General features: G+C 46.4%; 13 protein-coding genes. 3 read left to right on the top strand and 10 right to left on the bottom strand.

From position 1 onward, the window contains the following. Window positions 1-21: 21 nt before the first annotated feature. The 10 genes from ACRD67_RS01440 to ACRD67_RS01485 form a co-directional block, all read right to left on the bottom strand. A complete protein-coding gene (locus ACRD67_RS01440; RefSeq protein WP_430965240.1) occupies window positions 22-1041 on the bottom strand; it encodes a tetratricopeptide repeat protein in 1020 nt (339 codons plus the stop codon). Window positions 1042-1090: 49 nt separating this feature from the next. Further along, window positions 1091-2248, bottom strand: a complete 1158-nt coding sequence (locus ACRD67_RS01445) for a tetratricopeptide repeat protein (RefSeq protein ID WP_430965242.1) — start codon at window positions 2246-2248, stop codon at window positions 1091-1093. A gap of 156 nt (window positions 2249-2404) precedes the next feature. Then, window positions 2405-2881: an RDD family protein gene (locus tag ACRD67_RS01450; protein WP_430965244.1), complete on the bottom strand. Its 477-nt coding sequence runs from the start codon at window positions 2879-2881 to the stop codon at window positions 2405-2407. A 151-nt stretch (window positions 2882-3032) separates the two neighbouring features. Next, window positions 3033-3449 carry a hypothetical protein gene (locus ACRD67_RS01455; RefSeq protein ID WP_430965245.1) on the bottom strand — a complete coding sequence of 139 codons (417 nt, stop codon included), beginning with the start codon at window positions 3447-3449 and terminating at the stop codon, window positions 3033-3035. Window positions 3450-3523: 74 nt separating this feature from the next. Beyond that, entirely contained in the window at window positions 3524-3856 is a 333-nt protein-coding gene (locus ACRD67_RS01460) for a barstar family protein (protein ID WP_430965247.1), read from the bottom strand. A gap of 117 nt (window positions 3857-3973) precedes the next feature. Beyond that, complete coding sequence (locus ACRD67_RS01465; RefSeq protein ID WP_430965249.1) at window positions 3974-5185, bottom strand: DUF3500 domain-containing protein; 1212 nt, start codon at window positions 5183-5185, stop codon at window positions 3974-3976. A gap of 97 nt (window positions 5186-5282) precedes the next feature. Then, window positions 5283-5669, bottom strand: a complete 387-nt coding sequence (locus tag ACRD67_RS01470) for a biotin/lipoyl-containing protein (protein ID WP_430965251.1) — start codon at window positions 5667-5669, stop codon at window positions 5283-5285. A gap of 60 nt (window positions 5670-5729) precedes the next feature. Next, a complete protein-coding gene (locus ACRD67_RS01475) occupies window positions 5730-6335 on the bottom strand; it encodes a hypothetical protein (RefSeq protein WP_430965253.1) in 606 nt (201 codons plus the stop codon). A 512-nt stretch (window positions 6336-6847) separates the two neighbouring features. Then, window positions 6848-8785 (bottom strand): HEAT repeat domain-containing protein, encoded by a 1938-nt coding sequence (locus tag ACRD67_RS01480; protein ID WP_430965255.1) that lies wholly within the window; start codon window positions 8783-8785, stop codon window positions 6848-6850. Between the two features lie 470 nt (window positions 8786-9255). Next, entirely contained in the window at window positions 9256-10230 is a 975-nt protein-coding gene (locus ACRD67_RS01485; RefSeq protein ID WP_430965257.1) for a hypothetical protein, read from the bottom strand. A 503-nt stretch (window positions 10231-10733) separates the two neighbouring features. On the opposite strand from ACRD67_RS01485, the gene ACRD67_RS01490 reads away from it, so the two are divergent. The 3 genes from ACRD67_RS01490 to ACRD67_RS01500 form a co-directional block, all read left to right on the top strand. Continuing rightward, window positions 10734-10865 carry a hypothetical protein gene (locus ACRD67_RS01490; RefSeq protein ID WP_430965258.1) on the top strand — a complete coding sequence of 44 codons (132 nt, stop codon included), beginning with the start codon at window positions 10734-10736 and terminating at the stop codon, window positions 10863-10865. After that, window positions 10855-11391 carry a cache domain-containing protein gene (locus ACRD67_RS01495; protein ID WP_430965259.1) on the top strand — a complete coding sequence of 179 codons (537 nt, stop codon included), beginning with the start codon at window positions 10855-10857 and terminating at the stop codon, window positions 11389-11391. The genes ACRD67_RS01490 and ACRD67_RS01495 overlap by 11 nt, the downstream gene beginning before the upstream one ends. Before the next feature lie 150 nt (window positions 11392-11541). Beyond that, the coding region (locus tag ACRD67_RS01500; protein WP_430965260.1) for an FG-GAP-like repeat-containing protein at window positions 11542-15485 on the top strand (3944 nt) is incomplete at its 3' end.

Here is a 15485-nt window from a genome sequence, read left to right on the forward strand (position 1 = left end):
CAGGCAGTATAGCTTGGCGTGTTAATTACGTTTCAGCCAATTATTAAAATCGGTCAGTTTCCCTTCGTTTTCAACCAACCATTTTTTAGATTGTTCGTTTGCACTTTGCGTGATATACTTGCAGTACGTTTCCATATGCTCGCTTTGGGCTAATTCATAAAAAAAACTTGTGTAGAAAGTCCACCAAATATCCCTGTTCTTCTCCTCTTTCAATTCCCCAAGAATAGTGAAAAACGAATCGGTGTTTTCAACAAACATTTCATCTTCGGTCTTTCCTTCATTTTCTTCCAATGACTTTGAAGCTTCAAGCATGGAAACCATTAATTCCGCTGCCCCAAATTGGCTGTCATTGTTCGCGGAAAGCAAGATATTTATGGTATTTGGCTTGTTTGCATCTTTGGATACATTTGCACCAAAGTTATTTTGAAGTAATTGATACGCCTCCCGCGACCTTTTTGTGTTAGGTTCTAAAAAAAGAAAATAATGGGATGCTAAGAGCGTCTGAACTACGTTCCCTTTTTGATTGTGGATATGGGCCAACATGAAATGGCTACTGGTGTGATTTGCATTTTTTTCAATGGCATTGATTACATGCTCTTCGGCCTTTCCCAAATCGTTTAATTTATAATAATTCAATGCCAAATTGTAAAAAAGCAAATGATGTCCTTCCGTTTTTTTAATTGCTTTCTCCAAAAGTTTAATAGACTCTTTTGTTTTGCCCAATACATCCAGGGCCGACCCTTTCGTTAGGTATGCAGGAAGCATGTAATCCCCGTTTTGTTTCAGCACAACATCGGAATGTTGGATAGCCTGTTCATAATCGCCCTTGGTGAAATAGCTCAAGGAAAGTTCATAATGCACAAGGGCCGATTTTGGATGTGTTTTCAGTGCCTTTTTATAGGTTTCGATCGCCTTGTCATAATCTCCGTTGTCGTGGTGTTGCACTCCTTCTTTGACAAAATCCTCAACAGTTGCTTGTGCGACCCCTTGGGCCAAGATAAAAAGCGTCGTCAACGCAGTTCCGATTTGTTTAGCTCCCATGTTTATGTTTTGTTAGTTGTGGTTTGTATTCGGTGTTAGAAACAGGTTTTTATTTTTCACAATACTTTTTTGCCGCATCCAACACCATCCAGTTCTTGTCGCCCAAGGATACAGCTCTTTCCAAATCCTCACAGATTTTGGCCAAATCGGGTTCCGACATTTCGGTTTCTTTCATGGCAAAGATTTGGACATCCTTGGATTTTGAAAGTGTCCGACTATTTCCGAATTCGTTCTTTCTGATGATGACAAACGCCCGATTCGCATAGGCATTGGTGAAGAATGGCTCGATCTCCAAAGTTTTATCAAAATCGGCCAGGGCGGTATCGAAATCGAAATTGTTCAAATGTGCCGTACCCCGGGCAAAATAGCCATCGGCCCAATTGGGCTTTATTTCAAGACATTTGGTGTATTTTTTTATGGCCGATTTAAAATTGCCCTGTTTGAATAAATCTTGCCCTTGTTGATACAGTTCAAAAACTTTGTCCGTATCCTTTTTTTTTTGATAAATGCCGTTTTGATAAACGTTCTTACCTTTTGATTCCCCGGTTGAATAATAGGAAAGGGATTCCCCATCCATTTTTCCATTTTCATTAAAGGTAGAACGTTGCTTTAATTGTCCGTTGGGGTGGTACATTTCCCAGACGCCTTTTTCTTTTCCATCTTTGAACAGCCCTTTTTGCATCAGTGTCCCATCCTCATAAAAACGCTTATGGGGCCCGTTCGCGATTCCGTTCTCGTAGGTGATTTCATCGGACACTTTTCCATTTAAGTGATAGATGAATCGTTTGCCTTTTAATTTCCCATTGACAAGTGTTCCTTCACCCTGCTTTTTTCCGTTTAGATAATAATCTATGAAAGGCCCCGAATAGGCTGTAGACTCGTTTTTCGGATACCATGTTCCCATTTTCCTGACCATGAGATTTGTCGTGGGAATGGCCCGGATACTATCGGGTCTTTTGGCATATGCCTTGGTGAAGACGTATATAATTTCGTCGACATCCTTATATCCTGTCGTTACAATGTCCTGTTTGTTTTTAAGGACTTCGACCCGGTCAATTTCCTTATCGGTCAACATCCCAAATCCTTCTTTGGGTTCTTCGATAATGGGAATGGAATCTACAACGTAGAGTACGTTTTTACCCTGGTTTTGGGCAAAACCAATAAATGAATTTAAGATTAGGAGGGTCAGAAATACAGTTTTCTTCATTCTTACTTTTTCGACTTGTAAATTACGTATTTACCCACAAAAACTTCAACGAAGTTAGCACAGTAATTTAAGGTTGGGAAATGAGGTCGGTTAAACGTAGAGATTTTTAGGTCAAGTGGTAGGGCAGACAGGTTATAGCTTTTACAGCTATACGTTTTATTTTTCCACTGCTCTAATCACAACCGTCTTCGCCCATAAGTCGCCTACTCTTTGGTTTAGGGGTGTATTTTTTATGGTGACAATGCCGACAAGTCCAAAAAAGAACATATCTATGGGATCCATAAGATGTCTTTTCAAGGATTGACCAAAGCTTGGCTTGTCCGTATGATTTCCCCAAGTTGGGGTATCCACTTCTTTTTTAATCGAAATGGGTTTGAGCCCAACCAGCGAATTTCCTAGTGTTGCTCCTAAAAATTGCTCAAGTCCAACGGTCATAAGCGCCCAAAATAGCACTGGAACAACTGCTGGGAGTCCGTTTAACGTAAATCCACCTTCCCCGTCGGGTTCGCCAAACATATAACCGTAGATAAAAAAGAAACCGTAAATGATGATGTAGTCTATCAGTCCGGCCAAAATTCGATTCCCAAGATGGGGTTCGGTTTTTAATTCTGAATTGGGTTGGTTAGGGTTCATATTTCAAAAATGTATGGGTAATGGTCCAAGATGTGATTTAAGCCTGGAAAATACGCAGGTATTTTCGGGATACAAAATCAAGTTGATTAAAGGTGACATATTTCCGGTCTGGATAGGGGAGACCGAATTATGGTCATTGTTGTGCGTGGTATCACCTGTGAAAAATTTCGTCGAAGCTTCGTTGAAATAAGTAATCCTGATTGATCAACCTGATTGTTGTGGACCTTGATTTCAGCCCAAGTATTTCTTCTCTGGGAAATCTGATAATTTCGAATTTGTCCAGAAATATTTTTCTCCCAAATTCATTCGCCCTTGGGTCGTAAACGGAATCCCCTTTTTGTTTAAAAACGATAGAGTCTTTTAGAACGCTAAATGTTGTTTTGAGTACATCAGATTCGAAACCTGGAAGAATGGCCGAAGAATCGGTTACCGCAAAAGTGATTTTTTCAGCATTTTCGTAGCCGGCAGGATCTACTTCGATTATGACTTGAACTCCCGCAACAATCGTGTTAGGATAGATTTGTTTGCCCGAGTGGTACATTTCTTCAATAATCCATATCCCTTCCAAATTTAAATTCTTTTCGCACGAAGCAAAAAGAAAGAGCAGAATAAGCAAGTAGCGTTTATTCATGTTTCATAGATCTATTTTCGGAAGTCGTCTTCAAATCCAATACCTTTTCCTGAAGGACTGTCATCGATCAAAATCAGATTGCGCTCAGGAAATTTACTTTTATAATCATGCATGCATTGAATAAACTTTTTATGCACATCAGGCAAATGCCTTTGAAATTCACCCAAACCTTCTACCCTGAGCCGAAAATTGGAATCAAATTGGTCTTCATCCGTCAAGCAATCCCAAAAAGCATCAAAATTAAATCCATAATATCCAGGGAAATCTAACTTTTTTGAGACATATTCATGAAATGTCTCTTCATCAATTAGTCCCGACAAATCGATTAAAACATTTTTTTTCATAAACAAAGCCAATGATTTAGGTTGTGATTCTTACTTGCCCGTTCATAGCCTAAAAATAGGAATAGTTTTCAAGACCATGCGACAACGACCGAATTGTATTTGTAGCTCCAAGATGTTCTAATGCGGATGCCGTTCCAAATGCTGTTTAAGCAAGTCCTTGCCATAATCATTTCCGTTGGGCGTACGGACCACCGTGTGTACATGTTTCCTGGTCGGCTTATCGCCCTCCAAGAAGACCGGTCTGTGATGGTCAAACTCGATGAGCACGACGGGACTCTGTATGCGGTAATAAAAGGGTCCGCTGCCGTCCATGGCACCGATCCATGAAAAATAGGTGGCGTCCAAATGGGCAAGGATCTCCTCCATGCGTATTTGGGCATGCCCTTCCCTTAGGTTGCCAATATACTCCTGGATCAGGATTTCGAGCATGGACAATTGTGCTGGTGAAAAGGCGGAGACCTTTACACCGGAATAGGGAACAACGGCATTATCCCGAAAAGATTCTCCCTGATTGTAATCATAATCCTTGCGATCGTAGAGCGTTGCCTTTGCTTTTAAGGACTCGTCCAATGCGTTGTACAGGGCGATCCCCAGGGCTTCTTCCTTTTCAAAAGTCCGTGTGCCCGCATGTTCCCCATCGACGATATAATTGGGTTCCGAACCCATAAAGGTGGGGGTCATCACCACCTGATCGCCCAGGATAAAATAGTTGATGATCAGATGGTGCCCGTCAAATTGCCAGCCCCAGGGTTCGGTATCGGAAGGTTCGCCCATAAAGGTGAACCAATAGAGGTCCGGCCCCAAAATTTCAAAATCATTGGCCAAGCGGGCCAGGTAGCCCTCCATTTTCATGATGTCCTGGGTTTTTTTGAAGCCGGCCGGACTCAAACTTTCCTGTAGAATCTGAAAGGCCATTTTTCGTTGTTCATCGGACAGGTCGGGCAGACCAATTCCGGTACGCTTGTATTCCCCAATATCAATATTGGTCCACCTTCGCCATTCCTTGCTATCAATGGGGAAGGTACAGTTGGCTTTTTGTTCGGGGCTCAGGGAGGACAGAAAAATTTCGACCGCATTTTTAATGGGGGTCGTGGGTACCCCGGTGGCTTTTATCGAATAGAGTCCGGTTTGCACCTGCCCACTGTTGGTCACCCCTAGAAAGGCCTCGTTCAAGGCTTCCTGCTCTTCGGGGGAGTCGGCCTTTAGGACCCTAAGGCGGGGCGAGGGGGTGGCCCTATTCGTATCGGAGGAATCGTTCTTGGTGGATGGACCGCATCCGAGAAAAACAAGGGACAAGGCGATCCAGAGTATGGGATAAGATTTTTTCATGGCTTGTTGGTTTGTACCTAAAGATACGTATTTTGCTTTGTCCAGGGGGAGTAAGGGACCGGTCCGCTGAGGCTGGTTTTACAAGTGCAGTTACGAATTACAATCCCTCAATTTTACAGAGTTCCATGCCCGGCCTTAAGTGCATGTTTAAGGGGCAGGCAGAAATTATCTTTCCGGCAAAAGCGCTTTCAAATTCCATCAATAAATGCTCATTTTCTATATCACAGATAACATCCCCCGCTTGAATTACACTGCCAATTTTAAAATACCATTTTGTGAGTTTAAATCCTTTTTGATTTCCGAAATCCGGAGAAAAAAGCGGTTGGATTTCGCCTTTTTCGAGTGTAAGGGTATGGAGATCATTGGAGTTGTCGTTTTCAATTTCATCAAGCGTTCTAAAACCCGGGATGGTTTTCAGATTATTGATACACCCATCTCTTTTTTTATTGGAAAAGAACAGTTTTTTAAGGAGTGATTTGATCATTTTACGCGAATGGGTTGTAACGGGCCAACTATGTGCTATAAGCTGTGCCGTATGGTGTTTTTAATTCTTTTGCAGGTCCAGCAGTTCGTCCATATCCGTTCCTTTGGCAACTACGTTTCCGCTGGCGTCCGTTAGTTCATATTTTAGTAGTTTTCCGTCCCGGTAGTATTGTTTTAGAAGACCATTTTTTCTTTTAAAGACCACGAGTCCTTGTCTTAAGCCGTTTTCGTCGTCAAATCCCGTAGTGTCATTTTCAAAGATGAAATACCGTTTTTCATACGGAAGATATTGCAATTCTTTTTTTTCCAAGACCTTATTGTTCAGTTGAAATTTGATATCGGGCGCTAAGGTTTCCATGAGTTCCACTTTAAAACGATACCCACAGCGGCAGTCGCATGCTTCTCCGGTTTCTTCCAGTTTAAGATGGACCAGCTTGTTTTCCAAATGGGAGGTGATGTTAAAGTCCACACAGCAGGATGCCACCGTAGTAAACTCGAGTATTCTTGAGGCCTTTTTTATTTCCTCATGCGTTATCCTGGTTAACAATCTTTTGGTATTCAATGCTTCATCGCATTCCACAGCCAAGATCTTGGATCTCACCAACTTTTGCTGTCCAATAGCGGGAGAGATAACCAAGAATAGAAACATATAGAAAAGGAATCTCATTTCACCAAAGCTTTATACTACAGGAATACAAATCCTATACCCAATATACGAACAATACCCTAATAGACGTGGATAACCCCCCTTCGGATTAAAAAACCCACCCCCCACCTAGGGTTTTCACCACTTTTCCCGTATAGCAAGTATACAGGTACTAAACGACCCTGTAGTTCATAAAACTTTAAGTGGTGTTTGTTTAGTTAGTAAAAGGGCTTCTGTGTGGGATCAGAGGCTCTTTTTTCCATTAACAGTGAACAGTAAACAGTTCACAGTGAACAATTAGCAATAATCAATAGAGCAGGTATTGAAACTAGAGATTCCTCGCAGGCTCGGAATGACAAATGAAGGTGTATTGTCATTCAGAGTGAGCGTCGGGGACGGAAGGGTAGAAAAAAATCGAATCTCGATACAATTTTTCTTCACTCCGTTTCGAAAAATCACTCGATTTGACGGTTCTGGGTTCGTAAATTTTTGGATGATTATCAAAATAGGCCTTACCCCGCACCTTAATAATCCTATTTCTTGACCCGCAACATTGCTTCGCAAGTGTCAATGGCGTTGTTTAATCTTCTTTTGCCATAATCCGATTTTGCGTATTCGTATTGCCGTAACTGTTTTAAAAATACCAAGTCCATTTTGTCCGGATTGCTCGAAATGTAATCTAGGAACGCCAACATTAGATTATCCCTAAATGCAATGGGTTTAGCGCCCCCAAGATCCTGAACCATATTACCGGTGGTAAGCCTTAATGCATTCTTGTCGTACCCAGCAGCGATCATCTTGTCCCGAATACCGTCAAAGATGGGATGAACTTCTTTCCACTTCCTTTTGTCCGTATCAACAACGATATTCAGCGAATAATCCAGGATTTCGTTGGAATGGGGTAAGGAATCGATCTGTATTTGAACATCAATTCTGTCTATTATCGGTTCTTCCATGAATTTCGCAAGCCTGTCTTTGAATGTCTCTTCCAATTTCAGTTTTTTTCGGAATAAGGTGGTATCCTTTTTAAAAGCACTATTGAAACCATAATACTCGAACATGGCATCAAAAACGCTTGGTTTCATCCCGGTCATTTTAAGTTGGTCGAACGTTTGGATATATCCCAAGATCCAATCCTTTTTATTGTCGATGCTACCTTCCCGTTCCATTGCCAAAACTTTCTCGAAATCTTCCATAAGGAAGGTCCTAACTTCCGGAGTATTGAATGCACCCAATCCTGAGTGAAAAGATATGGTATACTCTTTTGATGGATGGATGGATCTATCGTGATTTGAAACGAAGGACATTAAAGATGGAATGCACTCGGTAAGGTTCCGTTCGGTTATAAGGTCGCAAATCCCGCGAGTAAGATCGGAATCAAGATTTAGGAGCTGCGCATTCAAGTAGGGGATATAGTCTCTTGTACCCAATTTGTCCAATACTTCAAATGTGATGGTAAATAGATACTCATTGTCTGTTTCCAATAAGGGAAGAAGCTCGGGAATGGCCGGTTTGTAATCGAGTTCGCCCAGTGCCTTTATAATCTCTATTTTTCCGCCATCCAGCGTGTTTCTAACAGGATCCATTATACTTCCTGGAAAAAAGCCTTCCTCGCCTGCCACGGGTAGTTTGGAAAGCAAAATAGGACCGATAAAATCCGACGGCTCCTTTGAAAGCTGTCTCACCGCCTCTCCTTGGACAATGCTGTTCTGACTGTCGAGCAGATCGACCAATAGTTTTCGCGACTTGTCCCCAGCGATATTTCCCAAAAGCTTCGCAAGTGCATAATGGGAATTATCCAGGTTTGTTTCCCTAATTTGTTGATAGAGGGACTCGTATTTTTTGTAGTTGGTCAAATACAGCATCATCAAAAGCTGTGCGGCCCTATTGGTATTGATGTTATTCTTAAGGGTTGCCAAAGACACTTTGTGAAAGCCGGCACGTTTTTTATAGGACGCCCTAAGGAATCGTTCAAATTCGTCCATGGCATAGAATTGTTGGTCCTCATGGTAAGTGGTTTGGAGCAAATCATATTGCACAGTGCGGTTTCTAACCTTTAAATCCCCGGAGGTGGGTGACCAAACATAAAATGCTTCCTTTTTTTTTATGGCCTCAACATAGGGTATCAATGATTTGTCTTCCTTAATTTTCTGGTTCCAGTAATCGAGATTTTCCTTTGTTGGCTTGTTTTTGATGAGAAATACAATGTACCTATCTCCAACCCTTACCGTATCAATGGGGCCATATCTATTGCTAAAACCCGAAATCCAGATCGTATCCAGACCAAGCTTGCCCTTATACACCTGAAGAACCCTGGCTTGGGCCCTGAAGTCACCATCACTTGCATATTCGATTAGGGCAATGGCATGAGACCCCGAAATCATTTTTTTCCAGCTGGGATCGATCCAAGTATCGGCTTTGGCCACTAGATGACATAAAATTAAGACGATGGGAATAAGCGTTTTTTTCATGGTATTCCTTTTCTCAAACCTAATCATTTGAATTTGTTTGAAAAAACTACAATGAGGTAAATAGCCGATTGAGTGAGTATAAAAACCACGTCAGTTCGAGTGATCGGCTCGGCTGTACCGATTGTGTACAGCGTGGAAGATCGTATCGAGAACAGTGTTTTTTGGCCGAACCACCGAATCTCGATACAATTTTTCTTCATTTCATTCCGAAAAATCACTCGATTTGACGGTTAGAGGCTCCGACTTCTGACCACTGACTTCTGAATCAACCCCTCATCCCAGCCTGCCGGTTTACCCGCCTGTGGTGGGCGGACCTTCTCCCCAGGGAGAAGGGGGTTTTGTGCAGAGAAGTCTCCTCTCCCTCTGGGAGAGGACCGAGGAGAGGGCTTTTGCACGACTTACCAGTAATCCATCATCCGCAATTCCAAACAGCGTCAGGGACGGAAGGGTAGAAAAAACCACTGCCCTTTTCAAAAGTGTTCTTTTAAAAAGTCCACGATCAGAAACGGTAGAAATATTGCCCCGAAAACAAGAACTAAAGAATACACCATATCGGCAAACTTTCCCTTCTTGTCAACAGCTGGTTCCCGTTTAAATAATAATTTGTACAATCTACGGCTGGGCCATTGGAGCATTAAAAGAGTGAGTGGCATGATTATAAAGGGCTCAATCCGATTGGTTAATCTTGATTGTAACTGCTCCTTAACATGAAATCCATAAACGAAAATTGCAAAAGCAATTACCAGACAGGCTAGGTAGCGGGAATCTTTTTGTAGCATTTCAGCATCCATAAAAAACCACATGCCAACGCCAAAATATAAAAGCGTGGAAGTCTTGTCATACAACTTGGGATCATTAATGATACTGGGCAAGAGAAAATGGATTATGAGGGCTGCCAATACCAGGGCGACCATAAATTTAAAACGCCAACCCACCTCAAAAAAGGATATTCCTTTCCGTACCGTTTTGTCCGAGATACGCTTGGAAACCTTTAAAACTTCTGGACTCCCGGAAAAATCAACCGCAGCATCCGTATACGTTCGCCCTTCTTTTAAAGGATGCATACCACCTCCAAAATCAATTTTATAGTGCGCTTGGGCACCCGTCACCACATAGACCACGTCATATTCGGTATCTTCCTCAGGGATATAGACCAATACGTCCTGCCCTTCCAATTTCCCGGACGCGTCGCCTGTTGTAAATCCGGCAACATCCACATCATAGCGTATGTTTTCCGGGTATTTTAAGTAATTCACCAGAAAGAAGAACAGTTCATTGTTCAGCTCCCCGTCAACGGAAATGACGTGATAGGCGTCCTGCCTGTACAGGTGAAACCGAAGTTGTTGGGAAAGCTGGTCCGCATATAGGGCTATCCACTGGGTAAGTGCCGATTTGACATCCTTGTAGGGAACATCGCGTACAACAACAAAATCACGGGTTGGCATTTAGTTGATTTAAAGAGAGAAAAAATCAATTCCCGTGCAATATAGGTACTAATGAACAATTAACAGTAAACAGTACGCAGTCGGCACACCTACGCCATCCGGATGTCGCCTTAGCTTCTGTCTCCACTGAAGTTTTGACGAAACGTGGATAGCGGAGGCACAGGCTGCGGTGTATGTTGACAGTCGGCAGTTCCGACTTCTGATTTCTGATTTCTGATCTCTGGACCAACCCCTCATCGCTCTTCCCTTTTTCCTCATAAAAACCTCCCCTTTCTCACGCCAGAGGCGTGATTCATTCCCCTCCTTGCCAAGGAGGGGAGCTTTGATACTGGCCCCTTTCCGACTCAAGTCATCCTTTATAGTACCACACAAAAAGCTCCTTCCCTTGATTAGGGAAGGTACCCCTGACGCTTCGGTCAGGGGTGGAAGGGTAGAAAAACCACTCCCCACCTAGGGTTTTACCAAACCGCGAAGTACAGGGAGTGTACATGGATTTAAACACAATGAAAATACCGATCCCCAAACTTTTTGCGGAGCCCCTTATCGAAGACGAGCGCCTTGCGCTCCACAGCTGGTTGGACAAGGTGCACAAATGGGTGGGCCAGGAGAAAAATTTATATGTGAATGAGCTATAAAAACATAGGTATTGCCGGCATGGGACTGCTGCTCCTGGCAGTGGTCCTTCGGACGGCCTGTAACAGGGACAAGGAAAAGCAGCAGCAGCGGGCAACACCCTCTGAGGTGGTCGCCAAGGTGCTCAAGGCCGCTGCACTCTTGGAAGAACAGGGCGAAAAGGGCCTGGCAATCCTTCGCGACAGCAATTCGGAATTTATCTGGAAAGACACCTACGTGTTTGTACTGGACTGTGATGCCGATAGCATCCTGGCCATCCCCGCTTTTCCGGAACTGCAGCAGGCCAAGGTCTCCCAACGTATCGATGACAAGGGGACACCCTACGGACGTGCCCTGTGCCTAAAAGCTGCGCAATGGGGCGGGGGTTGGGTGGAATATAGGCGGCCCAGACGCGGGGAAAGCAACCCCTCCCGCAAGCTCAGTTATATCATCTCGGTAGCCGGCCTCCCCTACCAGGTAGGGGCCGGGGTCTATGACGATACGATCAGCATAGCGGAACTGGAGGAAATCACTGCGGGTCTGGATTAGAAATAAGGCTCCAGGCCTGCCCTCCCAAAGCAAGACCGTAGATTACGGACCGCCTTTGGACCCTTGTATTTTTCCCCTAGGGAACGCAGGGGTTTTTGCCGTTCCCACGGCTTTGGGCAAAAAACTAAAACAAACGGAAAATTCAAAGCCATGAAGACAAAAAAACTGCTCAAACACTTCAGCTTCCTGATCGTCTTGTTGACCATAATGTTCCGGCTTACAGGCCAGGATGCCATGATATACGTACAGGCCGAATCCCTATGGCTCAGGGAGCAAACCGTTATAGACGACCTGCGCTCCTCCGGCTTTTCCACCCTTGTTATTGTTGGTCTTAATATTGAAAAAAACGGAGACCTTGTAGCGGGCACCGGTTGGCACGGGGGTGGAAGTGTCCTGCTGGCAAGTAACGGGGCCTACGTAGGAGGGACTAATCTTTTGGCCCGGAAATTTGCAAGAGGAGTTGCACAGCTCAAGACCGCGCCCACCACGATTTCCCGGCTCGAATTTATGATCGTGCCCGGTGGAATCATCAGGGAGGTATACGAGGAAGACGGTGAAGAGGCCTTTGGTGAGGAAAGTGTATTCTACAAGAACTTTGCGGCCCTAAAGGAGGCCATCCCGGGCATCGAGGCATTCAACAATGACGATGAAAGTTCTTACCACCTGTCCTCTACAGCGGCACTTACCAAGATGTTGGCCAGTCTCGGGTATAGGAACAGCATTGTTCCCTATACAAGAGCAGGCTATTGGAAGGATCTGGTCAATGAGGTAAATTCAGTTTATCCGGGCAATATAGATCGGAACTACCTGCAGTGCTATGACGGAGGAGCGGTAAACAATCCCTGTGACTCCAAATGGGATTTTGGAATCCCGGTGTACCCCGGCCTTTCGTATACCAAACCTAAAATTCCATGGACAGATCCAAGAAAAGTAAAGGCCAAAATGGCCGTTTGGAAGAACGACTGCGATAGTAGGCTCGGCGGGGGCTTTTATTGGCTCTACGAAAATGCGGGCCGGTACAGCCATACCAAGACCAAACCCTATGCCGACGCGATAAATGCTGTTTTTCCCAGGGAGGAGGACAAGATCGAATATACGGCTCCGGTCGTGGTAAATCACCATGCTTCTTGGGCCACTTCTGTCCATGCAGCAGATCTGGACGGGGACGGGGATATGGACATCCTCTCGGCCTCGGAAAGTGACAACAAGATCGCCTGGTCGGAGAACCTGGGCGGGAGAAAATTCCGTAATCATCTTATCTCTACCGAGGCAGCTGGCGCACAATCGGTATATGCGGCCGATCTGGATAATGACGGGGACCTGGACGTGCTCTCGGCCTCGGCCTATGACCACAAGATCGCCTGGTACAAGAACCTTGGCAGGGGCAATTTTGGTGATCGAGAGACCAACCAGCAGCTGATCAATGCAGATGCAAAGACAGCCCAATCGGTGTATGCGGCCGACCTGGACCGCGATGGGGACATGGACGTGCTCTCGGCCTCGGCCGCGGACGATAAGATTGCCTGGTACGAGAACTTGGGCGAGGGGAGATTCCAGAACCATCTTATCTCTACCCAGGCAGATGGCGCCCGATCGGTACATGCCGCCGATCTGGATAATGACGGGGACCTGGACGTGCTCTCGGCCTCCTACAATGACAACAAGATCGCCTGGTACAAGAACGATGGGGAAGGAAACTTTGGTAGGCAGCAAACGATAAGTACCATAGCAAGCGGTGCCAGCTCGGTCCATGCGGCCGATCTGGACGGCGATGGGGATATGGACTTGCTCTCGGCCTCGGTCAGGGATAACAAGATTGTCTGGTATGAAAACAGGGAAGTAACTAGTTCACGTGTATTTGTACTACATATAATCAGTGCCACAGCCATTTATGCCCGATCTGTCCATACGGCGGACCTTGACGGCGATGGGGATCTGGACGTACTCTCGGCCTCGGCCGGGGATAACAAGATCGCCTGGTACAAAAATCTTGGTGATGGGGATTTTGTCGGCGACCTGTCCAACAATCAAAGAACGATCAGCACTGCTGCAAGGGGCGCCCGATCCGTCCATACAGCGGATCTGGACGATGACGGGGACCTGGACGTGCTCTCCGCTTCCTACCGGGATGATAAAATTAGTGCCTACTATAATATGAATATGGAAAGTCTGGACAGGAACGTCATCAGTGCCCCGACCGACAATTTCACTTCTATCCATACGGCCGATCTGGATGATGATGGGCATCAGGACGTGCTCTCGGCCTCCTATCTGGACAATAAGATTTCCTGGTACCCCAATGACAGCACAGGGAATTTTGGGGAACAACGGACCGTGTTCTCGGACGTTATCCACGGGATATCTATACGGGACATATATACGGGAGACCTGGACGATGACGGATACCTGGATATAGTCTCCGCCGAGGTGAAGTTGCCTTCCGGAGCGGGCAAGATCGCCTGGTACCGGAACGGCACGGACGGAAGTTTTGGGAACAGAAGGATCATCAGCGACCGGGTGGACCATCCCGAATCGGTCCATATGGCCGACCTGGACGGTGACGGGGACCTGGACGTACTTTCGGCCTCCTATCGTGACAAGAAGATCGCCTGGTACCCAAACGACGGGCAGGGCAAATTTGGGGGACAAAGGATCATCTCCACGGCCGCGGAGGGCGCCCGGGCGGTCTATACGGCCGATCTGGACGGCGACGGGGACCAGGACGTGCTCTCGGCCTCCTGGGACGATGACACCATTGCCTGGTACGAAAACATGGGGGAGGGCAATTTTGGGGAACCGCAGAATAACCTGAGGATCATCTCCACGGCGGCGGACGGCGCCCTATCGGTCGCTGTGGCAGACCTGGACCGGGACGGCAGGCCCGACGTGCTCTCGGCCTCCTTTCTGGACAACAAGGTCGCCTGGTACCGTAACCTTGGCGGGGGGAATTTCGGCGGCCAACAACTGATCAGCACCATGCCGCAAGGGCCCCGATCGGTCTATACGGCGGATATGGACAGCGATGGCAGGCCCGATGTGCTCTCCGCTTCGTCCTGGGACAATACGATCGCCTGGTACCGGAACGAGGGGGCCGGGAGTTTTGGGGAACAACAGATCGTTTCCAACATTGTGGCCGGTGCGCTATCGGTCCGTGCCGCGGATATGGACAGTGACGGGGACCCCGATATATTTTCGGTCTCGTCCCCCGATGGCAAGATCTCCGTGTATAACAATACCCTGGAAAGAAGATTGGGCATCGTTTCGGTCTCGCCCCTGCCCAACAGTACGGATATCCCGGAAAATGCCGATATCGAGGTGCATTTCAGCTTTCCCCCCGATCCGGGTGCGATCAACTCGGAAAGCTTCAGGGTAAGCGGGGAAGAGAGCGGCCCGGCGGAAGGCAGTTTTAGGATCTCGGGCAGCACGGTCAATTTCCATCCGGAACAACCCTTTAAGGCGGGGGAACGGGTAAACGTAGCCGTTATGCAGGGATTACGACCGCATGTATACACCTGGACCTTCCGTGCCAAGACGGCCGTGATAGACCATGAGCTCAGCTTTAAAGGAACAAGAATCGGTACCGAGGCGGATGGTGCCACTTCCGTACATACAGCGGATTTGGACAAGGATGGCGATCTGGATATACTCTCTGCCTCCTTCAATGATGACAAGATCGCTTGGTACGAAAACGACGGGGCCGGCCATTTTGGGGAACAGGGGATCATTTCCACCGAGGCGGATGGTGCCACTTCCATACATACAGCGGATTTGGACAAGGACGGGGACCTGGACGTGCTCTCGGCCTCGTTCGATGATAACACAGTTGCCTGGTACGAAAACGATGGCCAGGGCCATTTTGGGGCACAACGGATCATTTCCACTGAAATAGACGGCGCCCGTTCGGTCCATACGGCCGATCTGGACTGCGACGGGGACTTGGATGTGCTCTCGGCCTCGTTCAACGGCAACAAGATCGCCTGGTACGCGAATGACGGGGCGGGCCATTTTGGGGAACAATTAATGATCTCCAACGAGGCGGACGGTGCTTCTTGCGTACACGCCGGTGATCTGGACGGGGACGGCGACCTGGATGT

The sequence above is a fragment of the Eudoraea algarum genome, assembly GCF_050589645.1.
Lineage (GTDB): Bacteria > Bacteroidota > Bacteroidia > Flavobacteriales > Flavobacteriaceae > JBNGOQ01.